Annotated in this window: 18 protein-coding genes and 1 pseudogene; 17 read left to right on the forward strand and 2 right to left on the reverse strand. The window is 72.1% G+C overall.

Going from position 1 to position 23413, the window contains the following annotated elements; all coding sequences use genetic code 11:
- Positions 1–5: 5 nt before the first annotated feature.
- The 13 genes and pseudogenes from PT931_RS03415 to PT931_RS03475 all read left to right on the forward strand — a co-directional run bounded on the left by PT931_RS03415 (position 6) and on the right by PT931_RS03475 (position 16362).
- Positions 6–1739: an ABC transporter ATP-binding protein gene (locus PT931_RS03415; RefSeq protein WP_456244276.1), complete on the forward strand. Its 1734-nt coding sequence runs from the start codon at positions 6–8 to the stop codon at positions 1737–1739.
- A 253-nt stretch (positions 1740–1992) separates the two neighbouring features.
- Complete coding sequence (locus tag PT931_RS03420) at positions 1993–2745, forward strand: hypothetical protein (RefSeq protein ID WP_456244224.1); 753 nt, start codon at positions 1993–1995, stop codon at positions 2743–2745.
- The gene (gene hisI, locus PT931_RS03425) at positions 2742–3086 is read left to right on the forward strand and encodes a phosphoribosyl-AMP cyclohydrolase (protein WP_456244225.1); all 345 of its coding nucleotides are present in this window, start codon (positions 2742–2744) and stop codon (positions 3084–3086) included. The genes PT931_RS03420 and hisI overlap by 4 nt, the downstream gene beginning before the upstream one ends.
- Positions 3083–4576: pseudogene (locus PT931_RS03430) on the forward strand (anthranilate synthase component I); the annotation flags it as partial. The gene hisI and the pseudogene PT931_RS03430, both read left to right, overlap by 4 nt.
- A 74-nt stretch (positions 4577–4650) precedes the next feature.
- Positions 4651–5343, forward strand: coding sequence for a Trp biosynthesis-associated membrane protein (locus PT931_RS03435; RefSeq protein WP_456244226.1), 693 nt, complete (start codon positions 4651–4653; stop codon positions 5341–5343).
- A gap of 163 nt (positions 5344–5506) precedes the next feature.
- On the forward strand, positions 5507–6310 hold the full coding sequence (gene trpC / locus PT931_RS03440; protein ID WP_456244277.1) for an indole-3-glycerol phosphate synthase TrpC: 804 nt from the start codon (positions 5507–5509) through the stop codon (positions 6308–6310).
- 37 nt (positions 6311–6347) lie between these two features.
- Complete coding sequence (lgt, locus tag PT931_RS03445) at positions 6348–7517, forward strand: prolipoprotein diacylglyceryl transferase (RefSeq protein ID WP_456244227.1); 1170 nt, start codon at positions 6348–6350, stop codon at positions 7515–7517.
- A 46-nt stretch (positions 7518–7563) separates the two neighbouring features.
- Complete coding sequence (locus PT931_RS03450) at positions 7564–8559, forward strand: NAD-dependent epimerase/dehydratase family protein (RefSeq protein ID WP_363728499.1); 996 nt, start codon at positions 7564–7566, stop codon at positions 8557–8559.
- On the forward strand, positions 8559–9347 hold the full coding sequence (locus tag PT931_RS03455; protein ID WP_456244228.1) for a WecB/TagA/CpsF family glycosyltransferase: 789 nt from the start codon (positions 8559–8561) through the stop codon (positions 9345–9347). Before PT931_RS03450 ends, PT931_RS03455 begins: the two co-directional genes overlap by 1 nt.
- A 375-nt stretch (positions 9348–9722) precedes the next feature.
- Positions 9723–9983 carry a hypothetical protein gene (locus PT931_RS03460; protein WP_456244229.1) on the forward strand — a complete coding sequence of 87 codons (261 nt, stop codon included), beginning with the start codon at positions 9723–9725 and terminating at the stop codon, positions 9981–9983.
- A gap of 122 nt (positions 9984–10105) precedes the next feature.
- Positions 10106–10432 (forward strand): hypothetical protein, encoded by a 327-nt coding sequence (locus PT931_RS03465; RefSeq protein WP_456244230.1) that lies wholly within the window; start codon positions 10106–10108, stop codon positions 10430–10432.
- 133 nt (positions 10433–10565) lie between these two features.
- Positions 10566–14960 (forward strand): glutamate synthase large subunit, encoded by a 4395-nt coding sequence (gltB, locus tag PT931_RS03470; RefSeq protein ID WP_456244231.1) that lies wholly within the window; start codon positions 10566–10568, stop codon positions 14958–14960.
- The gene (locus PT931_RS03475) at positions 14953–16362 is read left to right on the forward strand and encodes a glutamate synthase subunit beta (RefSeq protein ID WP_456244232.1); all 1410 of its coding nucleotides are present in this window, start codon (positions 14953–14955) and stop codon (positions 16360–16362) included. The genes gltB and PT931_RS03475 overlap by 8 nt, the downstream gene beginning before the upstream one ends.
- Before the next feature lie 104 nt (positions 16363–16466).
- Here PT931_RS03475 and PT931_RS03480 read toward each other — a convergent pair whose 3' ends face one another.
- Positions 16467–16898, reverse strand: coding sequence for a CBS domain-containing protein (locus tag PT931_RS03480; RefSeq protein ID WP_363728508.1), 432 nt, complete (start codon positions 16896–16898; stop codon positions 16467–16469).
- Between the two features lie 232 nt (positions 16899–17130).
- Here PT931_RS03480 and pyk point away from each other — a divergent pair, with 232 nt between their 5' ends.
- The 3 genes from pyk (at position 17131) to PT931_RS03495 (ending at position 20196) form a co-directional block, all read left to right on the forward strand.
- Positions 17131–18558, forward strand: a complete 1428-nt coding sequence (gene pyk, locus PT931_RS03485) for a pyruvate kinase (RefSeq protein ID WP_456244233.1) — start codon at positions 17131–17133, stop codon at positions 18556–18558.
- Positions 18559–18849: 291 nt separating this feature from the next.
- The gene (locus PT931_RS03490; protein WP_456244234.1) at positions 18850–19725 is read left to right on the forward strand and encodes an acyl-CoA thioesterase; all 876 of its coding nucleotides are present in this window, start codon (positions 18850–18852) and stop codon (positions 19723–19725) included.
- A gap of 21 nt (positions 19726–19746) precedes the next feature.
- On the forward strand, positions 19747–20196 hold the full coding sequence (locus PT931_RS03495; protein ID WP_456244235.1) for an RrF2 family transcriptional regulator: 450 nt from the start codon (positions 19747–19749) through the stop codon (positions 20194–20196).
- Positions 20197–20341: 145 nt separating this feature from the next.
- Here the strand turns inward: PT931_RS03495 and PT931_RS03500 are convergent, their stop codons facing one another.
- The gene (locus tag PT931_RS03500) at positions 20342–21349 is read right to left on the reverse strand and encodes a phosphatase PAP2 family protein (RefSeq protein ID WP_456244236.1); all 1008 of its coding nucleotides are present in this window, start codon (positions 21347–21349) and stop codon (positions 20342–20344) included.
- Between the two features lie 394 nt (positions 21350–21743).
- Between PT931_RS03500 and PT931_RS03505 the strand changes: the two genes are divergently transcribed.
- A complete protein-coding gene (locus PT931_RS03505; protein WP_456244237.1) occupies positions 21744–23333 on the forward strand; it encodes a choice-of-anchor A family protein in 1590 nt (529 codons plus the stop codon).
- The last annotated feature ends 80 nt before the right edge of the window (positions 23334–23413 follow it).

Below are 23413 nucleotides of genomic sequence, written 5' to 3' on the forward strand. Positions count from 1 at the left end.
GCACCATGCGCCGGGGCCTGTCCCTGTCGCCGGAGCTGCGGACCGGGCTGGTCGGCACGCTGTGCCTGGCCGTCGTCGCCACGGCCGGCAAGATCGCGGTCCCGGTGGCCGTGCAGCAGGGCATCGACAAAGGCCTGCGCACCGCGTCCGGGGTGCCGGACATGCAGGCCATCGCGACGATCGTGACCCTGACGATCGCGATGCTGACCGTGACCGTGACCTGCGGTTACTTCATGAACGTCCGGCTGTTCACGGTCAGCGAGCGCGCGCTGGCGGGCCTGCGGGTCCGGACCTTCCGGCACATCCACGACCTGTCCACCCTGCACCAGCAGACGGAGCGGCGCGGCTCGCTCGTGTCCCGGGTGACCAGCGACATCGACACGATCAGCCAGTTCCTCCAGTTCGGCGGGATGCTCCTGATCATCAGCTTCGGCCAGCTGCTCGTCGCGACCGTGATCATGGCCGCGTACTCGTGGCAGCTCACCCTGGTCGTCTGGGCCGCGTTCGGCCCGCTGGCCTTCGTGATCCGGCACTTCCAGAAGCGCCTGGCGAAGGCGTACGGCGTGGCCCGGGTCAAGGTCGGCACCCTGCTGGGCGTCGTGGCCGAGAGCGTGGTGGGCGCGAGCGTCATCCGCGCGTACGGCGTGCACGAGCGCACCGCGGACCGGCTGGACACGGCGGTGGAGGAGTACCGGGTCGCCCAGTACCGCGGCCTGCGGACCTCGGTCGGCATCTTCTCCCTGGGCGAACTGGCCGCCGGCCTGGTCAACGCCGGGGTGGTCCTGCTCGGCGTGTGGCTGGGCCTCGGCGGCGACCTGAGCGTCGGCGAACTGACGGCCTTCATGTTCCTGGTCGCGCTGTTCGTGCAGCCGGTGCAGATGGCCACGGAGATCCTCAACGACGCGCAGAACGCGATCGCCGGCTGGCGGCGGGTCCTCGACGTGCTCGACGTGGCCCCCGACGTGGCCGACCCGGTCCCGGGCCGGGTGCTGCCCGAGGGCCCGCTGGGGGTCATGTTCGACAACGTGCAGTTCAACTACCCGGGCGGCCCGAAGGTGCTGGCCGACGTGGACGTGGTGATCCCGGCCCAGATGAAGATCGCGGTGGTCGGCGAGACCGGCTCCGGGAAGACGACCTTCGCGAAGCTGCTCACCCGCCTGATGGACCCGACCTCGGGCACCGTCTCGCTCGGCGGCGAGCCGCTGGACGAGGTCAGCTTCGCCTCGCTGCGCAGCCGGGTCGTGATGGTGCCGCAGGACGGGTTCCTGTTCGACGCGACGGTCGCCGAGAACGTCCGCTTCGCCCGCCCGGACCTGACCGACGCGGAGCTGCTCGCCGCGTTCGAGGGGCTCGGGCTCGCCGACTGGGTCGTGGGCCTGCCCCAGGGCCTCGACACCCCGGTCGGGGAGCGCGGCGAGGCGCTCAGCGTCGGCGAACGCCAGCTCGTGGCCCTGGCCCGCGCCTACGTGGCGGACCCGGACCTGCTGGTCCTCGACGAGGCGACCAGCGCCGTCGACCCGGCCACGGAGGTCCGCCTGGCCCGCACCCTGGACGCGGTGACCCGGGGCCGGACCACGGTCGCCATCGCGCACCGCCTCTCCACCGCCCAGGCGGCCGACGAGGTGATCGTGTTCGACGCCGGCCGGGTCGTGCAGCGCGGGCCGCACGCCGACCTCGTCGCCCAGACCGACTCGGTCTACGCGAAGCTCTACGCCTCCTGGCTCGAACAGACCCGCTAGACCCCTTCGACGGGTACGCGACGGCACGGCCCCGGGCCCAGCGCCCGGGGCCGTCCGCGTCCCCGCCGCCGGGGCGCGCTCCCGGCTCCGGCAGGCGGCGGACCCGACCACCCCGCCCCGTCCTCGCCGGCCGGCGGGCCGCCGCCCCGGGCCTCCGCACGCGAACCGCGCGCCCACTTCCCGGAATGTCGGGTCACCCGGTGGGCGGCCACCCCCGCCCTCGCATATGTTGACGACGGCGAAGGGGAGTGACATGGCCTGGTGGAACCGAGCGCCCGCACGGGTGGCCGGCATGCTCGCCCTCGTCGCGGCAGGGGCCCTCGCCGGCTGGCCCGGCTGGGGCGGCCTGGCCGGGGCCGTGGCCGGATACCTGCTCGCGCACACCGTCGGCTGGTCCGTGGACCGCGCCCGGGGCCGGCCGCGCCGCCCGGGGCCGCCGCCCGCGCAGGCCCAGCGCTACCAGCTGCGCACCACCACCCTGTCCGGCTCGATCGTCGCGGGGCTCGGCTTCGGGCTGCTCGGGATGGTCACGCTGTTCGCCACCCTGGGCCTGATCGGCAACGCGGCGGCCCGCAGGTTCGCGGTGGGCGCGCCGTTCCTGTACCTGACGATCCTGCTCGTCCTGATCGTCGGCGGCGTGTTCTGGCTGCGCCGGACGGTGCTGTCCGACGTCGAGGTGACCCTGGGCGGGGCGACGCTCGTGCTGCGCGCCAAGGGCCGCGGACAGGACTGGCAGGAACTGCGGCTGCCCGTGGCCGCCGTCGAGCGGGTCGACGCGTTCTCGGACCCGTTCGGGGCGGCCCGCTGGCTGCGGGTCGACGCCGGGCCCCACGGTCGGTTCGAGCTGCGGTCCTCGGGCATCCTGGCGGGCAAACGGGCCCAGGCGGCGATCGGCCGGTTGACCGTGGACCTGCTCGACCGGGTGGGCGCGGAGCGGCGGTCCCGGCCGTTCGTGGCCCGCTGGGGCACGTACCGATACGACATCAGGAAGAATCACTCCTCGTGACCGAGACTCTGGCACCCGAGATCGCCGCCCGACTGAAACGCGACGCCGACGGCCTGGTGGCCGCCATCGCCCAGCAGCACGACACCGGCGAGGTGCTGATGCTCGCCTGGATGGACGACGAGGCGCTCCGCCGCACCCTGGCCACCGGCCGGGCGACGTACTGGTCGCGGAGTCGAGGGGAATACTGGGTCAAGGGCGAGCAGTCCGGACATGTCCAGCGGGTGCTGTCCGTGGACCTGGACTGCGACGGCGACGCCCTGCTCCTGAAGGTGGACCAGACCGGTCCCGCCTGCCACACCGGCGCACCGAGCTGCTTCTTCACCCCTTTGGAGTTGGCATGACCACCGGCGAGATCCTCCCGGACGAGGCGACGTTCCACGCACTGGCCGCCGGCCGCCGGGTGGTGCCGGTGACCCGCCGGCTGCTGGCCGACGCGGAGACCCCGGTCGGGATGTTCCGCAAGCTGGCCGGCGGGCCGGGCACGTTCCTGCTGGAGTCGGCGGAGTCGGGCGGCGTGTGGTCCCGGTACAGCTTCATCGGGGTCCGGTCCTGCGCCACCCTGACCGAGCGCGACGGGCGCGGCGTGTGGCTCGGCGACCCGCCGGCCGGCGTACCCGTCGAGGGTGATCCGCTCGAGATGCTCCGCGCCACCGCCGAGCTGCTGGCCTCGCCCCGGGTGGAGGGCCTGCCGAGCCTCACGGGCGGCCTGGTCGGCTACCTGGCCTACGACATCGTGCGCCGGATCGAGAAGCTCCCGGTGATCGCGGAGGACGACCTGCACCTGCCGGAACTGGGCATGCTGCTGGCCACCGACCTGGCGGTCCTGGACCACCTGGACGGCTCGGTCCTGCTGATCGCCAATGCCATTCTGGCGGCTCCGGGGGCATCCGGCGGTGAGGCCTACGCCGACGCCGTCCGCCGGCTCGACGACATGGCCGCCGCGCTCGCCCAGCCCACCCCGCCGATGGTCGCCACCATGACGAGGATGCCGGCGGAGCACGTCGCGGGGCGGACCCCCGAGGGCGGTTACGGCAAGGCCGTGGAGGTCGCCAAGGAGGCGATCCGGGCCGGGGAGTGCTTCCAGATCGTGCCCTCGCAGCGGTTCGAGACGGACACCGACGCCGACCCCCTGGACATCTACCGGGTACTGCGCGCCACGAACCCCAGCCCGTACATGTACCTGCTGCGGTTCGACGACTTCGACATCGTCGGCTCCTCCCCGGAGGCGCACGTCAAGGTCACCGGCCGCCGCGCCCTGCTGCACCCGATCGCGGGTACCCGGCCGCGCGGCGCCACCCCGGAGGAGGACACGGCGCTCGCCCACGAGCTGCTCGCCGACCCCAAGGAGCGCGCCGAGCACGTGATGCTCGTGGACCTGGGCCGCAACGACCTGGGCCGGGTCTGCGTGCCGGGCAGCGTGCACGTGCCGGAGTTCTTCCAGGTCGAGCGGTACAGCCACGTGATGCACATCGTGTCCACGGTCGTCGGCGAGCTGGAGCCGGACCGCACGGCCCTGGACGCGCTGACCGCGACCTTCCCGGCCGGCACGCTCTCCGGCGCCCCGAAGGTCCGCGCGATGGAGATCATCGAGGAGCTGGAGCCGACCCGGCGCGGCCTGTACGGCGGCACGGTCGGCTACGTCGACTTCGCCGGCGACCTGGACATGGCCATCGCGATCCGCACGGCCCTGATCCGCGACGGCCGCGCGTACGTGCAGGCCGGGGCCGGGGTGGTCGCCGACTCCGACCCGGCGACGGAGGACCTGGAGACCCGCAACAAGGCGGCGGCGGTGCTGTCCGCCATCGCCTCGGCGGGCACGATGCGCCCGGCCGGCCCGACGGCGGCCCCGGCGCGGCCCACCCACGGGCACCCCGCCCCGCCGGCCGGCGCGAAGGTCGCCGACGGGTGGCAGGGGACCGGCTGATGGCCGCCGACCCGGGCCCGACCCCGGCGGAGCGGCCCCCCGGCGACCACGCCGCACCGCCCGACCGCGCCGCACCCCCCGACCCCGCCGGGGACCGGCCGGCCGGGGACGGCACCGCACCGGCCCGTCCGGCTGGGGACCGCTCCCTCGCCGCCCGCCTCACCGGCGGCCGCGGCCTCGCGTACACCGTCGTGGGTGTCCTGGTCTTCGCCGGTCTCGCCCTCTGGCTGGGCACCCGCCCCTGGCTGGTCGAGCTGGTCGCCCGCCCCGACCCGCTCCCCGTGGAGCGCCTGACCCGCTCGGGCGCGGACACCACCCCGTGGCTCACCCCCGCGGCCGTCGTGGCGATGGCCGGCGCGGGCGCCCTGCTGGCCACCAGGGGCCTCGGACGGCGTCTGGTGGGTGCGCTCCTGGTCCTGGCGGGCCTGGGCGTCCTGGCGGCCTCTGGGTACGGCCTGGACGCCGACGGCGCGGCCCGGGTGCTGCTGCCCGTCGGCAACGCCCTGTCCGGCCTGGCGCTGTGCGCGGCGGGCGCGGTGACCCTCCGGGCCGGGGCGGGCTGGCCGACCATGGGCGCCCGCTACGAGCGCGGATCCGAACAGAAGGACGACATGTGGTCGGCCCTGGATCGGGGGGAGGACCCCACCCGACCGGATGGTCACCACTTATCCTGATAACGCGGTGAAAAGATCCGAGGTTAACGCCCGAGTCGCCAAGAGGTCGCGCATTATGCACGATTCCGTGACGTGAGGTGGGACATACCCCGGCTCCGGGTCCCTGAGTTCCTGGCCCTACGATCGGCCGCATGGCGCCCGGAGAGGGGAGTCCGCGGTGAGTGTGCTGGACGAAATTTTGGCCGGGGTTCGCGAAGATGTCGCGTCCCGCCAACAGCAGGTTCCGTTAGAGCTGGTCAAGGAGCGCGCAGCAGCCGCTCGGCCGGCGCTCGACGCCTATGCGGCACTCCGTGCCCCGGGGGTCGGGGTGATCGCCGAGGTGAAGCGTTCCTCGCCGTCGAAGGGTGCCCTCGCGGACATCCCCGACCCGGCGGACCTGGCCGCGCAGTACGCGGACGGCGGGGCGCGGGTGATCAGCGTCCTCACCGAGGGCCGCTGGTTCGGCGGCAGCCTCGACGACCTCGCGGCGGTCCGTGTGGCGGTGAACGTGCCGGTGCTGCGCAAGGACTTCGTGGTGTCGAGCTACCAGGTGCACGAGGCCCGGGCCTACGGCGCGGACATGGTGCTCCTGATCGTGGCCGCGCTGGAGAAGAACGTGCTCGTCGGACTCCTCGAACGGATCGAGTCCCTCGGCATGGCCGCTCTGGTCGAGGTGCACGACGAGGACGAGGCCGACATCGCCCTGGAGGCCGGTGCCCGGCTGATCGGCGTGAACGCGCGCAACCTGAAGACCCTGGAGGTCGACAGGTCGACGTTCGAGCGGATCGCGCCGGGGCTGCCCAACAACGTCGTCAAGATCGCCGAGTCCGGGGTACGGGGTCCGCACGACCTCATCCGGTACGCCTCGGCGGGCGCGGACGCGGTGCTGGTCGGCGAGGGCCTGGTGACCCAGAAGAGCCCGAAGGACGCGGTGAAGGAACTGGTGAACGCCGGCAACCATCCGGCGACGCCACGGCCGGCACGCTGATCTCGCCAGCGGGGGGAGTGCGGGGTAAGGTGCGCGGGTGAATTTGGCATCGATCCCCAGCCCCTCCGTGGGCGTGTGGCACCTCGGTCCGCTGCCGATCCGGGGCTACGCGCTCTGCATCGTGCTCGGCATTGTCGTGGCCTGCTGGATCACCGAGGTACGGATGCGCCGACGGGGCGCGCCGAAGTACGCGGTGCTCGACGTCGCGGTGTGGGCGGTGCCGTTCGGCATCGTCGGCGCCCGGCTCTACCACGTGATCACCTCCCCGCAGGCGTACTTCGGCGCGGCCGGTGACCCGATCAAGGCCCTCTACATCTGGGAGGGCGGCCTCGGCATCTGGGGCGGTGTCGCGGGCGGCGCCCTGGGCGCGTGGATCGCGTGCCGCAGGATGGGCCTGCCGTTGCGGATGGTGGCCGACGCGCTCGCCCCCGGGCTGCCCGTCGCGCAGGCGATCGGCCGGTTCGGCAACTGGGTGAACAACGAGCTGTTCGGCGGTCCGACCACCCTGCCCTGGGGTCTCCAGGTGCACGAGTGGGACTCGACGACCGGCCGCGCGCTCACCGGCCCGGACAACCAGCCGCTGCTCAAGGACGGCCTGTACCACCCCACGTTCCTCTACGAGGCCGTGTGGAACGTCGGGGTCGCGGGCCTGGTGATCTGGGCGGAGCGGCGCTTCAAGCTCGGCTGGGGCCGGGCCTTCGCGCTGTACGTGATGGGCTACACCGCCGGCCGGTCCTGGATCGAGGCGATGCGCACCGACACGGCGAACGAGTTCCTGGGCGTCCGGATCAACGTGTGGGTGTCGATCGCGGTGTTCCTCGGCGCGCTGGCGTACTTCGTGATGAAGCGCGGCATGCCCCAGGAGAAGCTGGTCACGATCGGCGACGAGATGCGCCCCGTACCCCTCGACTGGGAGCCGGAACCCGGCACGGCGGCGAAGGTGGACTCCGACGGCGACGACGACGGGTCCGACGACCCGGACCCCGAGGCGCCCGACCCGGAGACCTCCGACCCCGAGACTTCCGGGCCCGAGGCTTCCGGGCCCGAGGCCGCCGGGTCCGACGTCGAGGCTGCGGAGCCCGAGGCTTCCGAGCCCGACGCGGAGGCCCCCGGAATCGACGGGGACGACGCCGAACCCGAGGCGACGAAGCCCACCGACGCCGGGTCCGAGACGGCGACAAACGTGGATAAAACAGAACAGAAGTAACGCGAGTATCCTGGGTCGAGCGGAAAAGAATGGGAGACCCTCAAGCATGGCGAAGATCGACGCGGTAGTCACCGGGGCCGGCGGGTTCATCGGCGGACACCTCACCAGGGCACTCCTCGCGGAGGGCAAGACCGTCCGAGCGGTGGACATCAAACCCCTCAACGAGTGGTACCAGAGGTTCGACACCGCCGAGGAGGTCGTCGCCGACGTCTCCCTGTTGCAGGACGCGCGCGCCGTGGTCGACGGCGGGGCCGGCGAGGTGTTCAACCTGGCGGCCGACATGGGCGGCATGGGCTTCATCGAGAACAACAAGGCCGCCTGCATGCTGTCGGTGCTCACCAGCACCCACGTGCTGATGGCCGCCAAGGAGGCCGGTGTCGACCGGTTCTTCTACTCCTCCTCGGCCTGCGTCTACGCGGCCGACAAGCAGACCGACGCCGACATCGTCGCGCTGAAGGAGGAGGACGCGTACCCGGCCATGCCCGAGGACGGCTACGGCTGGGAGAAGCTGTTCTCCGAGCGCCTCGCCCGGCACTTCCGCGAGGACTACGGCATGGCGACCCGGATCGCCCGCTTCCACAACATCTACGGCCCGAACGGCACCTGGGACGGCGGCCGCGAGAAGGCCCCCGCCGCCGCGTGCCGCAAGGTCGCCAACGCCGTGCTGACCGGCAACCACGAGATCGAGATCTGGGGCGACGGCCTGCAGACCCGCTCGTTCACGTACGTGGACGACTGCGTCGACGGCATCCTCCGGGTCACCCGGGGCCACTTCGACGAGCCGATCAACGTGGGCTCCTCCGAGGTCGTCACGATCAACGAGCTCTACGCCCTGGTCGCCGACATCGCCGGCGTCGAGCTGAGCTACAAGCACGTGCCCGGCGCGCTCGGCGTCCGTGGCCGCAACAGCGACAACACGCTGATCCTCAAGGAGTTCGGCTGGGAGCCCTCGACGCGGCTGCGCGACGGCATCGCCCAGACGTACGCGTGGATCCTGGAGCAGGCCAAGGCCCGGGCCGCGGGTCTGGCGTACACCAACTGATGTCAGGGTTGCATCCCCGGTCGGCGGGGGAGGCCCCGCCGATCCAGCGGGTCGACGTCCTCGGCGTCGGCGTGTCCGCGGTCAACATGGACATGGCCGTCGGGGAGGTCACCCGCTGGGTCGACCAGCGCGAGCGGCACTACGTGTGCGTCACCGGCGTGCACGGCGTGATGGAGTCGCAGCGCGATCCCGACCTGCTGCGGATCCACAACGAGTCGGGCCTGACCACGCCCGACGGCATGCCGATGGTCTGGGCGGGCCACCAGGCCGGCGCGGACTGGATGACCCGGGTCTACGGCCCGGACCTGATGCTCACCGTCCTGGCCCGCGCGGCCGAACGGGGCTGGGGCTCCTACCTCTACGGCGGCAACGACGGCGTGCCCGAGCTGCTCGCCGCGAAGCTCACGGAGCGGTTCCCCGGCCTGAAGATCGTCGGGATGCACTCCCCGCCGTTCCGGCCGCTGACGCCCGAGGAGGACGACGCGATCGTCCGCGAGATCAACTCCTCGGGGGCCGAGCTGGTCTGGGTGGGGCTGTCGACGCCGAAGCAGGAGCGGTGGATGGCGGCGCACGTCGGCCGGCTGGACGCGCCAGCGCTGTTCGGGGTGGGCGCGGCGTTCGACTTCCACGCGGGGCTCGTGCCCCAGGCCCCGGCCTGGATCCAGAAGCGCGGCCTGGAGTGGGCGTTCCGGCTGACCAAGGAGCCGAAGCGGCTGTGGCGGCGCTACTTCCGCAACAACCCGGCGTACCTGTGGCAGACCCGCAAACGCAAACCCTTCCTGCGATAGCACCTTCGACGGGTACGAGAAGCCCCGCGCGCCCCACGGTGTGCGGGGCTTCTCGCTGCCCGCCCGGCGGGCATCCGGCACACCCGGCGCCCCGTCGTGCATTTTCCATCTTCGATGGGTGATCAACGTTCAAGACCTCTTGAATGTTGGCCCCCGGCGTTGCTAGGCTCGCCCGACATAACCCCCCAGAGCGGAGATTCCCATGAAGTCTCGCCTGCGTTCCGTGCTGGTCAGCCTCGCCGCGACACTGGTCGCGGCCCCGCCCTCACCCTGGGTTCCACCTCACCCGCCGCCGCCGCGTTCGGCGACGAGACGTTCGGCTGCCGCATCGCGCCGGGCACGATCTTCACCTGGTCCGCGGGCTGTCACGACAGCATGGCCGCGACCACCTACAACGTGGCCTTCCAGGTGCAGAACCTCTCCGGCGCCTACACCTACTCGTGGAACGTCAGCGGGCCGTACACGTCCGTGATCACCGGCTGCACCTCGTCCTCGGCGACCTGCGCGGTGTCCGTGCCGGGCGGGGCGTTCGACAGCGAGATCCACGCGGCGGTCACCTACAGCCAGGGCGGGCAGAGCGCGACCCGGTACTCGGTCGCGATCCTGCGCGCACGCTGCGGCGGCATGCTCTGCTGAGCGCGCGCCGCCCGCCGTACCCGTCGGACACTCTCCACTGGGGACGGCCGGGCGGTCTAAACCTCCCGCCGCGACGGATTTCCGACATTACACACAGTGATTCCCGGCGGTACGCTACTGCCATGTTGCCCGCCGGCGCGAACCTCGGCGTCCGCACCTCCGGCTGTGGCGCGGCCCTCGTGTTCTACGTGCCCGCCGCGGTCCTCGCCTGGATGCTCGCCCGGCTGCTCCCCGACGACCTGCCGTGGTGGGGCCGGTTCGCGGTCGGGGTGTTCGTGCTGGTCGTCTTCTCGGCGGCCCTGCTGCTCGTCGTCTCCCAGGTCGACCACTGGATCCGCACGTCCCGTGACCGGGTGTCGCGGGCGGGCTGGGCCTTCTTCCTCGCGGGCCTGCTGGCGGGTGTTCCGGTGGCGTATCTGGGAGCCGAGCTGTTGTCGCGACTATTCTGAATGTGCCAATTCATCCGCTCGTTACTTTGATCACAAGACGGGTGTACTGCTAGACACCTCCGGTCGCGTACACTCAGTTCCACCTACCGGGCCGACGCTGTCCCGCCACCATGCGACCGCGTCAGGAGGCTCGATGCCTGGTTCCCGCATCCCCGCACTCCAGGGCCTTTACGATCCCGCCAACGAACACGATGCCTGTGGCGTCGCCTTCGTGGCGGACCTTCGTGGCGCGTCCCACGATGTGGTACGCAAGGGGCTCTCCGCCCTGGTTCGCATGGAGCACCGGGGCGCGCAGGGCGCGGATCCGGGGACCGGCGACGGCGCGGGCATCATGATCCAGATCCCGGACGCGTACTACCGGGCCACGGTCGACTTCGACCTCCCGCCGCCCGGCCACTACGCCACCGGTCTCGTGTTCATGGAGACCGACGACACCCGGGTCCTGGAGAAGTTCGCGATCGCCGAGCACGCCCACATCCTGGGCTGGCGCGACGTCCCGACCGACGAGACGGGCCTCGGCCAGGACGCCGTGGACGCGATGCCCCTCATCCGGCAGGTCTTCCTCGCCTCGGACGAGGGCAAGAGCGGCATGGACCTCGAACGCGTCGTGTACTGCGTCCGCAAGCAGGCCGAGCGCGAGTCCCGCGAACGCGGCGCCCCCCTGTACTTCCCGTCGCTGTCGACCCGCACGGTCGTCTACAAGGGCATGCTCACCCCGGCCCAGCTGGGCACGTTCTTCACCGAGCTGACCGACCCCCGGATCGTCAGCGCGCTGGCGCTGGTGCACAGCCGGTTCTCCACCAACACGTTCCCGTCGTGGCCGCTGGCGCACCCGTACCGGCTCGTCGCGCACAACGGGGAGATCAACACGATCAAGGGCAACCGGAACTGGATGGCCGCCCGCGAGGCCCTGCTGGACAGCACCGTGCTGCCCGGCCGGATCCGGCGGCTGTTCCCGATCGCCACCCCCGGCGCCAGCGACTCGGCCACGTTCGACGAGGTCCTCGAACTGCTGCACCTGTCCGGGCGGAGCCTGCCGCACGCGGTGCTGATGATGGTGCCCGAGGCCTGGGAGAACGACCCGGACATGGACCCCGCGAAGCGGGCCTTCTACCAGTTCCACGGCTCGCTGATGGAGCCCTGGGACGGGCCGGCCTGCGTCGCGTTCACCGACGGCACCCGGATCGGGGCCGTGCTGGACCGCAACGGGCTGCGGCCCGCGCGCTGGTGGCGCACGTCCGACGACCTGGTCATCCTGGCCAGCGAGGCCGGGGTCGTGGACCTGGACCCGGCGACCGTGATCGCCAAGGGCCGGCTCCAGCCGGGCCGGATGTTCCTGGTCGACACCGCGGCGCACACGATCGTCTCCGACGACGAGGTGAAGGCCGAACTGGCCGCCGCCGAGCCGTACACGGACTGGCTGCACGCCGGGCTGATGCACCTGGAGACCCTGCCGGAGCGCGAGCACATCGTCTACACCCACGCCTCGGTGCTCCGCCGGCAGCAGACGTTCGGCTACACGGCCGAGGAGCTGCGCCTCCTGCTGGGCCCGATGGCCTCCTCCGGCGCGGAACCCCTCGGTTCGATGGGTACCGACACGCCGATCGCCGCGCTGAGCAAGCGCCCCCGGCTGCTGTACGACTACTTCAGCCAGCTGTTCGCGCAGGTCACGAACCCGCCGCTGGACGCGATCCGCGAGGAGCTGGTCACCAGCGTCGCGACCACCATCGGGCCCGAGCACAACCTGCTCGACCCGGGGCCGGCGAGCTGCCGCCAGATCACCCTGCCCTACCCGGTGATCGACAACGACGAGCTGGCCAAGATCCTGTCGATCGACGAGGACGGCAACCTGCCCGGCTTCCAGGCCGTGCGGGTCTCCGGGCTGTACCGGGTCGCCGACGGCGCGGCCGGCCTCAAGGCCCGGATCACCGAGATCTGCCGGCACGTGTCCGAGGCGATCGAGGACGGCGTCCGGATCCTGGTGCTGTCCGACCGCGACTCCACCGCCGACCTGGCGCCGATCCCGTCGCTGCTGCTCACGGCGGCGGTCCACCAGCACCTGGTCCGCGAGCAGACCCGCACCCGGGCGTCGCTGGTCGTCGAGTCGGGCGACTGCCGGGCCGTGCACCACGTCGCCCTGCTCATCGGGTACGGGGCGGCGGCGGTCAACCCGTACCTCGCCCTGGAGTCCGTCGAGGACCTGATCAGCACCGGTGGGCTCGACCTGGAGCCGGCGAAGGCCACCCGCAACGTGGTCAAGGCGCTCGGCAAGGGCGTGCTCAAGGTGATGAGCAAGATGGGCATCTCCACCGTCAGCTCGTACTGCGGCGCGCAGGTCTTCGAGGCCATCGGCCTGTCCACCGAGCTGGTCGGGCGCTACTTCGCGGGCACCACCGCCCGGCTCGGCGGCATCGGGCTGGACGGGGTGGCCGACGCGGTCGCCCGCCGGCACGCGGCCGCCCACGGGGGCGCGACGGAACTGGGCACCGGCGGGGAGTACCAGTACCGGCGCGACGGCGAGGTGCACCTGTTCAACCCGGAGACCGTGTTCCTGCTCCAGCACGCGACGCGGTCGAAGCAGTTCGACGTGTTCCGCAAGTACACGTCGAAGGTCGACGGTCTGACCGCCGACAGCGGGTCGTTGCGCGGCCTGTTGGGCTTCACCGACACGGAGCCGGTGCCGCTGGACGAGGTCGAGCCCGCGTCGGAGATCGTGAAGCGGTTCAACACCGGCGCGATGTCCTACGGCTCGATCAGCGCCGAGGCGCACACCGACCTGGCGATCGCGATGAACCGCCTCGGCGGCAAGTCCAACACCGGCGAGGGCGGCGAGGACCCTTCGCGCCTCTACGACCCCGAGCGACGGAGTGCCGTCAAGCAGGTCGCGTCGGGCCGGTTCGGCGTGACCAGCGAGTACCTGGTGAACGCCGACGACATCCAGATCAAGATGGCCCAGGGCGCCAAGCCCGGCGAGGGCGGCCAGCTGCCCGGCAACAAGGTCTGGCCCTGGATCGCGCGGACCCGGCACTCCACGGCCGGCGTCGGGCTGATCTCGCCGCCGCCGCACCACGACATCTACTCCATCGAGGACCTCGCCCAGCTCATCCACGACCTGAAGAACGCCAACGACGCGGCCCGGATCCACGTCAAACTGGTGTCCGAGGTCGGCGTGGGCACGGTCGCGGCCGGCGTGGCCAAGACCAAGGCCGACGTCATCCTGATCTCCGGCCACGACGGGGGTACCGGCGCCTCGCCGATGAACTCCCTGAAGCACGCGGGCGCGCCCTGGGAGCTCGGGCTCGCCGAGGCCCAGCAGACCCTGCTGCTCAACGGCCTGCGCGAGCGGGTCACGGTGCAGGTCGACGGCCAGCTCAAGACCGGCCGGGACGTGATCGTGGCCGCGCTGCTCGGGGCCGAGGAGTTCGGCTTCGCCACCGCCCCGCTGATCGTGCAGGGCTGCGTCATGATGCGGGTCTGCCACCTGGACACCTGCCCGGTGGGCATCGCCACCCAGGACCCGGTGCTGCGGGAGCGCTACACCGGGAAGCCCGAGTTCGTGGAGAACTTCTTCCTGTTCCTCGCCGAGGAGGTCCGGGGCTACCTCGCGGCCCTCGGGCTCCGGTCGATCGACGAGGCCGTCGGGCGGGTGGAACTGCTCCGGCAGACCTCCGGCGACCTCGACCTCGCGCCGGTGCTGCACATGCCGGACGTGGACTCCGCGCGCCGCCGCACCACCACCCAGAGCCACGACCTGTCGAAGATCGACCTGGACCTGGTGTCCCGGTGGACCCCCGGCCGGCCGCTGCGGGCCACCGTCGACGTGCACAACACCGACCGGTCGGTGGGCACGCTGCTCGGTTCCGCCGTCACCCGGCACGCCGGCGGCGCGGGCCTGCCCGACGGCACGATCGACGTGACCCTGCGGGGGACCGCCGGCCAGTCGTTCGGCGCGTTCCTGCCGCGCGGCGTCACCCTGCGGCTGTACGGGGACGCCAACGACTACGTCGCCAAGGGGCTGTCCGGCGGGCGGATCGTGCTCCGGCCGTTCGTCTCCGCCCGGTTCGCCGCGTCCGCGCAGGTCATCGCGGGCAACACCATCCTGTACGGCGCCACGTCCGGCGCCTTCCACGCCAGCGGCCAGGTCGGCGAGCGGTTCGCGGTCCGCAACTCCGGGGCGCTCGGCGTCGTGGAGGGCGTGGGGGACCACGGCTGCGAGTACATGACCGGCGGCACCGTCGTCGTCCTCGGCCCCACCGGGCGCAACTTCGCGGCCGGCATGTCCGGCGGCGTCGCGTACGTGCTCGACCTCGACCCGCTCATGGTCAACCGCGAGCTGGTCGACCTGGAGCCGGTCGCGGATCCGGCCGCTCTGAAGGGCATCGTCGCCCAGCACCTCGAACTGACCGGCTCCACGACGGCGGCGCTCCTGCTGTCCGAGTGGGACCCGGCGCGGTTCACCCAGGTGATGTCCCGGGAGTACAAGGCGGCGCTGGCCGTGGTTTCCGAAAGGCAGGTCGTCCATGCCTGATCCGAAGGGTTTCCTCAACCACGGCCGCCAGACGGCCCCGCGCCGGCCGGTGCCGGTCCGGATCTCCGACTGGCGCGAGGTCTACCTCCCGGCGTCCGACGAGCTGCTCGAGGCCCAGGCGTCGCGGTGCATGGACTGCGGCATCCCGTTCTGCCACGACGGCTGCCCGCTCGGCAACCGGATCCCGGACTGGAACGACCTGGTCCGCACCGGCCGGTACGACGCCGCCGCCGAGCAGCTCTACGCCACGAACAACTTCCCGGAGTTCACCGGCCGGCTGTGCCCCGCCCCGTGCGAGGCCGCGTGCGTGCTCGGCATCGCGTCCGACGCGGTCACGATCAAGCAGATCGAGCAGGCGATCGGGGACCGGGCGTCCCTGGCCCCCGGCGTCGTCGCCCCGGCCACCGGGTCCCGCGTCGCCGTCGTCGGCTCCGGGCCGGCCGGGCTCGCCGCCGCGCAGCAGCTCGTCCGGGCCGGGCACGCGGTGACCGTCTTCGAGCGCGACGACGCCCCGGGTGGTCTGCTCCGCTACGGCATCCCGGACTTCAAGCTGGAGAAGACGGTGCTGGAGGCCCGGCTCGACCAGCTCCGTGCCGAGGGCGTCGTGTTCTCCTGCGGTGTGGAGGTCACGGACGTGGCGGCCCTGCGCGCCGAGTTCGACGCCGTGCTGCTCGCCGTCGGGGCCCTCGCCGGCCGCGAGGTCGACACCGCCGGCCGGCAGCTCTCCGGCGTGCACCAGGCCATGGAGCACCTGGTCGAGGCCAACCGGTGGATCGCGTTCGGCGAGCAGCCGGCCATCGACGCCGCCGGCAAGCACGTCGTCATCATCGGCGGCGGGGACACGGCCGCCGACTGCCTGGGCGTCGCCCACCGGCAGGGCGCGGCCTCCGTGACCCAGCTCGACCGGTACCCCGTGCCGCCCACCAGCCGCGACGGCGAGCGCGACCCGTGGCCGACCTGGCCCTGGCTGCTGCGGGACTACGCCGCGCACGAGGAGGGCGGCGAGCGCGCGTTCGGCGTGGCCGTCTCCGAGTTCGAGGGCGCGGACGGCCGGGTCACCGGCGTGCGGATCGACGAGGTGACCGTCGTGGACCGGGTCGCGACCCCGGTGCCCGGTACCACCCGGGTGCTGCCCGCCGACCTGGTACTCCTCGCGATCGGCTTCGCCGGCACCGACTCGCCGCTCGGTCTCGCCCAGGGCGGTCGGATCCCGGCCGGGGACGACTGGCAGACGGCGGTCGACGGCGTGTTCGTGGCCGGGGACGCGCACCGCGGCGCCTCGCTCATCGTGTGGGCCATCGCCGAGGGGCGCGCGGCGGCCTCCGCGATCCACGGCTACCTGGGGGCGCCGGGGGCGCTGCCCGCGCCGGTCAGCCCGTCCTCGGTGGCACTGTCGGTGTAGTCACGCGGCCCCGGCGCGGCGCGGGTCCACGCGCCGCGACCGACCCGGACAGGGCCTGGTAGCGACACCTTTTCGCAAAGTGTCGCTACCAGGGGCCGGGGGTGCTACATGCTCGGCGGGGCCGAGTACACCGCGTTGCAGTACCGGGCGAGCTTCTCCTCCGACACGTGCGTGGCCAGGTCCGCCTCGCTGATCATGCCGACCAGCATCATGTCGCTGTCCATCACGGGCAGCCGGCGGATGTGGTGGTCCTGCATCATCTGGATGACCTCGTCCTCGTCGGCGCCCGCGTCCACCCAGAAGATCCGGCCCTGGGCCAGTTCGGCGGCCGTGACCTTCGACGGGTCGAGTCCGTGCGCCACGCACTTCACCACGATGTCGCGGTCGGTGATGATGCCCTTCAACTTGTTGTCGGCCCCGCAGATGGGCAGCGAGCCGACCTGGCGGTCCCGCATCATCTGGGCCGCACGGTCCAGGGTCTCCATCTCCGGTACGCATTCCACCCCGGCGTGCATGATGTCCCGCGCGCTGCTCATGGTCCCTCCTCGGCTGGTCCTCCCCGTCTCCTGAGCATGCCGCCTGGCCGGGACCGCCGCAGGTCGGATCCGAAATCCGCTCACTTCGGTTTCCCGACCGGCCCGCCCGGTACCCATCGACGGGTTCGAATTAAATGCTTGTGCGGGGTTTCGCCACGGACGTCATGGTTCTCATCGTGGGACGACCGAGACCGGCGTCACGCTGGGCTAACACCCCGACTAGGCTCGAAGGGTGACTCGTCGCGCGAAAATCGTCTGCACTCTCGGCCCTGCTACCTCCACCCCCGAGCGCATCCGCGACCTCGTCGAGGCCGGAATGGATGTCGCCCGCCTGAACTTCAGCCACGGCACGCACGCGGACCACGAACGGGTGTACCACCTGGTCCGCGAGGCCGCCGACGCCACCGGGCGCGCGGTCGGGGTGCTCGCCGACCTGCAGGGCCCGAAGATCCGGCTCGGCAAGTTCGCCGCCGGCCCCGTCGAGTGGCGCAACGGCGACCGGATCGTGATCACCAGCGACGACGTCCTGGGGACGGCCGAGCGGGTGAGCTGCACGTACAAGAAGCTGCCCGCCGAGGTGAAGGCCGGCGACCGGCTCCTGATCGACGACGGCCGGCTCGCGCTGGAGGTCCTCGGCGTCGAGGGCGGCACCGACATCGAGGCCCTGGTCATCGAGGGCGGCACGGTGTCCGACAACAAGGGCATCTCGCTGCCCAACGTCGCGGTGTCCGTGCCCGCGCTGAGCGAGAAGGACGCGGCCGACCTGCGGTTCGCGCTCGGCCTCAAGGTCGACATGGTCGCGCTGTCGTTCGTGCGCTCGCCGGACGACATCAAGCTCGTGCACGAGATCATGGACGAGGCCGGCGGCCGGGTGCCCGTCCTCGCCAAGATCGAGAAGCCGGAGGCCGTCGAGCGGCTCGACGCGATCGTGGACGCGTTCGACGGCATCATGGTGGCCCGGGGCGACCTGGGCGTGGAGCTGCCGCTGGAGCAGGTGCCGCTGGTCCAGAAGCGCGCCGTGCAGATGTGCCGCGAGGACGCCAAGCCGGTCATCGTCGCCACCCAGATGCTCGACTCCATGATCGAGAACTCCCGCCCGACCCGCGCCGAGGCGTCCGACGTCGCCAACGCGGTGCTCGACGGCGCGGACGCGGTGATGCTGTCGGGGGAGACCTCGGTCGGCAAGTACCCGATCCTGACCGTCTCCACGATGGCCCGGATCATCGAGACCACCGAGGCCGGCGAGCTCAAGGCCCCGAAGCTCCGGCACGCCCCGAAGACCCCGGGCGGCGCGATCACGGCCGCCGCGTTCCAGATCGCCAACGCGGTCGACGCGCAGGCGCTCGTCGCGTTCAGCCAGACCGGCGACACGGTCCGGCGGCTGGCCCGGCTGCACTGCGAGCTGCCCCTGCTGGCGTTCACCCCGGAGCCCTCGGTGCGCTGCCAGCTGGCGCTGTCCTGGGGCGTGGAGACGTTCCTGGTGCCGTTCGTGCAGCACACGGACGAGATGTTCCGGCAGGTCGACTCGGCGCTCCTCGGCCTCGGGGTGGCCACGCTCGGCGACTCGGTGATCATCGTCGCCGGCTCGCCCCCCGGCACGCCCGGTTCCACGAACACGATCCGCCTGCACCGCCTGGGTGACCTGACGGAGAATCGGTAGGTAGCTCCGCCGCCGTCGCGGCACCGGGGTCCGTCGCGGTCGCGGCGTGACACCGGGTGCCGCGGCGTGGCAGCATCGTGGTCCGCCGCCCGGCGGCACCGTGGTCACCGGGCCCGCCAGCCCCGGCGACCGTGGGCCGTCGGTGGCAGCGTGGTCCGCCACCTGGTGGGGGCCGTGGTCACCGCCACGCGGCACCGTGGTCCGCCGCCCGGCGGGGGCGTGGCCGCAGCGACGCGGCACCGTGGATCCGCCGCCTCGCGGCATCGAACGAAGTGGGATGACGCTGTGGCAATGGTCGGTCAAGAGGCGCTCGACGCCCTGCTGGAGGTCCTGGACCTGGAGCGGGTCGAGGTCAACATGTTCCGGGGGATCAGCCCGCCGGTCGGCCCGCAGCGGGTCTACGGCGGCCAGGTCGCCGGCCAGGCCCTCGTCGCGGCGGGTCGCACCATGGAGCCGGACCGCAGGGTGCACTCCCTGCACGGCTACTTCGTCCGGCCCGGCGACACGACCATCCCCATCGTGTACTCGGTGGAGAACATCCGCGACGGCCGCTCCTTCTCGGTGCGCCGGGTGACCGCGATCCAGCACGGCAAGCCCATCTTCTTCATGTCGGCCTCGTTCCACCGCGACGAGGGCGGCCGGGACCCGATGGACCACCAGAGCGACTCCCCGATCGGGCTGGTCCCGGGGCCGGACGAGCTGCCGACGATGCTGGAGCAGCTGGAGAAGTACCCGGAGCGGGCCCAGATCTGGGCGGGCGTGCCCCGGCCGCTGGACGTGCGGTACGTGGGCGAGTCCGGCTGGACCCGCAGCGGTGACCGGCCGACGGAGCCCCGGCAGCGGGTCTGGATGCGGTTCGACGGCAAGCTGCCCGACGATCCGCTGCTGCACGCGTGCCTGTTGACCTACGCCTCGGACCTGACCCTGCTGGACTCGGTGCTGTCCACGCACGGTGAGGTGTGGGGCCCGGGCGGGGTGATCGGGGCTAGCCTGGACCACGCGCTGTGGTTCCACCGGTCGTTCCGCGCGGACGAGTGGTTCCTGTACGACTGCTGGAGCCCGTCGGCCTCCGGGGGCCGGGGCCTGGCCAACGGGCGGATGTTCACCCGGGACGGCCGGCATGTGGCGAGCGCCGTACAGGAGGGACTCCTCCGGCGCGTCGGCTGACGGAGGCCGTACCCTCCGATCATGAGACTCTCCGCCCGGGTTGACTACGCCCTGCGCGCCTGCGCCGAGCTCGCCGCGTCCGGTGAGAAGCTGGTGACGGCGGAAAAGCTCGCCCGCGCCCAGGACATTCCGCCCAAATTCCTCGAAAGCATCCTGGTCCAGCTGCGCCGGGGCGGGATCGTCAACGCCCAGCGCGGCCCCGAGGGCGGCTACTGGCTGGCCCGCCCCGCCGCCGAGATCCACCTCGCCGAGGTGATCCGGGTGATCGACGGCCCGCTGTCGAACGTGCGCGGCCACCGGCCCGAGGACCTCGGGTACACGGGCACCGCCCGGGCGCTCCAGGAGGTCTGGATCGCGCTCCGGGCGGCCGAGCGGCAGATCCTCGAGGAGGTCACCGTCGCGGACGTGGCGACCGGCAAGCTCCCGGAGCGGATCACGGCGCTGGCCGCCGACCCGGCCGCCTGGTCGTAGACCCCAGAACCCTTTCCGGGTACGCGGCGCGCCCGGCCGGACGTCACCGGCGTCAGCGTGGGGCGGGCCCGGCGCGCCCCGCGGATCGCGGCGCCGACGTGCTGCGAGGCCGGGCCCCCCTCCCGAGGGGACCCGGCCCGCGGCGTCAGACCGGGGTCTTCTCCCGCGCGGACCCCGCCCGCTGCCGGGGGATACCCGCCGCGACGGGCACGGCGTCCGGCTCCGGGACCGCCGGCTTCCGGTTGTGCCACCAGGTGTTGATCCGGCTGGTGAGGAACAGGGCCAGCGCGGCGGTCGCGAACCCGGCGGCGACGTCCACGGCGTAGTGCACCCGCAGGTACATGGTCGAGACGTACAGGCCGAGCGCGACCGGCAGGTACGTCCAGAACAGCCGGCGCGCGTCCCGCCACATCAGGCCGAGCACGACCGTGGTCATCGCGGTGTGCAGGCTGGGGAACGCGTCGCGGGCGCTGCCCTTCATCTTGTTCAGGGTGTCCAGCAGCCCGCCGTGCCCCCAGTCGGTCAGCGGGTCGGGGTACAGGTGCGCCTGGAAGATGTACGGGCCGACGGCGGGGACGAGCAGGTAGCCGCAGTACCCGATGAAGGCGGTGATCGCGATGGCCAGCGAGAAGTCCCGGAACGCGTCCATCCGCCCCCGCAGGTACTGCAGCCCGGCGTAGATCGGCGGCGCGAACGCGTAGCTCACGTAGCAGTACGTCATGATCGAGGTCATCATGGGCGAGCCGATGTGGTCGTTGAGCCACCGGCTGACGTCCGTACCGAACACGGCGTGGTCGATGGCGACCAGGTGCCGGTCGACGACGTCGGGGCGCAGGACCGGCGTCAGGTCGTGCAGCGCCTCGTAGATCGCCATGCACGCGAACAACGGGCTGAACTCGCGGAGCGTGCGGCCGAGGGTGCGCCAACCGGCGTTGGCCCGGTACCGGTGGCTCGCCGGCCACGGGCCGGGCCCGCCGAGTGCCCGGGGGTTGAGGAGCGCGGGGTGCACCGTGTCGAGGCGGGCCCGCCAGTAGGCCCGGGCGTAGACCAGGGCGCACATGCCGGCGACGATCGCGGGGAACCGGATGTCGCTGACCAGACCGAGCAGTGTGGCGTAGCCCTCGCCGGTGTAGACCATGAGGACGATGAGCACCACACCAAAGAACAGGAAAAGACATTCTTCCGGACGAAGGACTCGCCGAATGTCTCTTACAATCCCCGAATTCAGCATCCGGGGATCGTACTTCGCCTGATCGACGGACGTCGCGCCGGTGAACGGCGGGAGATCCGGCTCACGGGGGCCGGTGCGCGGGGCCGGCGTTCCATGATGGTCGGCCCGTTTCGCCCCCCGTCGCCGGCGGTGGACGGGGGCTCCGCGCCGCGTGGGAAGGGGCCGTGCGCCGCACGGACGAGGGCCGCGCGGCCCGTGGTGGCCGCCCGGCTCTTCCTCATTCTGTGGGCTGATTTTCCCTCGCGTGTCGCGATTGCCAAATAAAAGGTAATAGATACCCTTGGGGCGCTTTGACCCATCGGCCTCGGGGGGCGTCGTGAGGGTAGACCGCACAACCAGAATGGCGGCGGCGGCCATCGCCGTCGGGCTCACGGCGGCGACGGCGTTCTCGTTGGCGGTGGGACTGCCGGGCTTCGCCGACCCGCTGCCGGGCGGCCTGGGGCCCTGCGTGCCGGGCGACTGTTCGGCAAGCTGGGCCGACCCCAACAGCGGACCCATCGACGGGTACGACGACGGGGTCAACACCTTCGTCGGCGGCGACTACCTGGTCCGGGAGAAGGTGGCCGAGTCCGAGGGCAAGATCGTGGTGCTCGGCAACTTCGACATGAACAAGGACACGACCAGCGGCCTGATCTACAACGTCGGGGTCGTGGGCGCGGGTTCGCGGGTCCCGCCCTCGCCGAACACGGACTACCTCACCGTCGGCGGCAACGTGTCCGTCGCGGCGAACCAGACGCTGGCGGCCGACGGTGGCGTGGTCAGGTACGCGGGCAGCCTGACCGGCACCGGCATGATCACCGACACCTCGGTGAAGGACGCCAACGCCGTCGCCCCGTACGCCAACCTGCGCGGCGAGCTCGAGACCGCCTCGAAGTGCTACGCGGACGCCAACCGGGTCGCGCCGACCGGCACCTTCAAGGTCGAGTTCTCGACCGCCACCTTCACCGGCGACGGCAGCGCGATGCTCCAGGTGATCAACGTCGACGCCGACATCGTCGCGGCCAACGGCACCAGCGCCGTGGACATGGTCTTCGCGAACATGCCGCCCGCGGCCACGATCCTGATCAACGTCGTCAAGACCGGCACCCTGATCGTGCGGACCACGAGCGGTTCGGAGGCGAACTGGGCCCCGTTCCGCCGGAAGCTGCTGTGGAACGTGCCCTCGGCGGACACGATCGCGTTCGACGGCTCCGGCCAGTACCAGGGGAGTGTGCTCGTCGGTAACCCCGCGAGCACGACCACGGTACGGATGCCCGGCATGAACGGGCGGTTCTTCACCACGGGCGGGCTGACCCACGCGTCCCTGCTCTCCGGGGGAGGTGGGCAGGAGCTGCACGCCTATCCGTTCGACGGGGACCTGCCCCGGTGCGGCAACCCGACGCCGACCCCGACGTCGAGCCCCAGCCCGAGTCTGAGCCCTAGCCCCAGCGCCAGCCCGAGTCCGAGTCCGAGCCCGAGTCCGAGTCCGAGCCCGAGTCCGAGCCCGAGCCCGAGCCCCAGCCCGAGTCCGAGCCCGAGTCCGAGCTTGAGTCCGAGTCCGAGTCCGAGTCCGAGTCCGAGTCCGAGTCCGAGTCCGAGCCCGAGCCCCAGTCCGAGCCCCAGCCCGAGCCCGAGCCCGAGCTTGAGCCCGAGTCTCAGCCCGAGCCCGAGCCCGAGCCCGAGTTCCAGCCCGAGCCCGAGCGCGACGCCCACGGCCACCCCGACGGCCACCCCCACCCCGGTCCCGTCGTTGTCCAACGGCCCCACGACCGGTACCCCCGTGGTGGTTCCGACCACCCCCGGACCCGGACCTGACGGCCTCGTCGTGACCGGCGGCAGGATCGGTCTCCTGATCGGGGTGGCCGTCAGCATGGTCCTGGCGGGCGTGGGTCTGCTGCTCGCCCTGCGACGGAGAGTGACCGACTAGGGCACCGACCCGACCACCGGAGGCGCGCCCCGACCGCGCCTCCGGTGGTCCGTGGGACGACACGACCGGCTGGTGGGACG

Source organism: Longispora urticae (assembly GCF_053902585.1).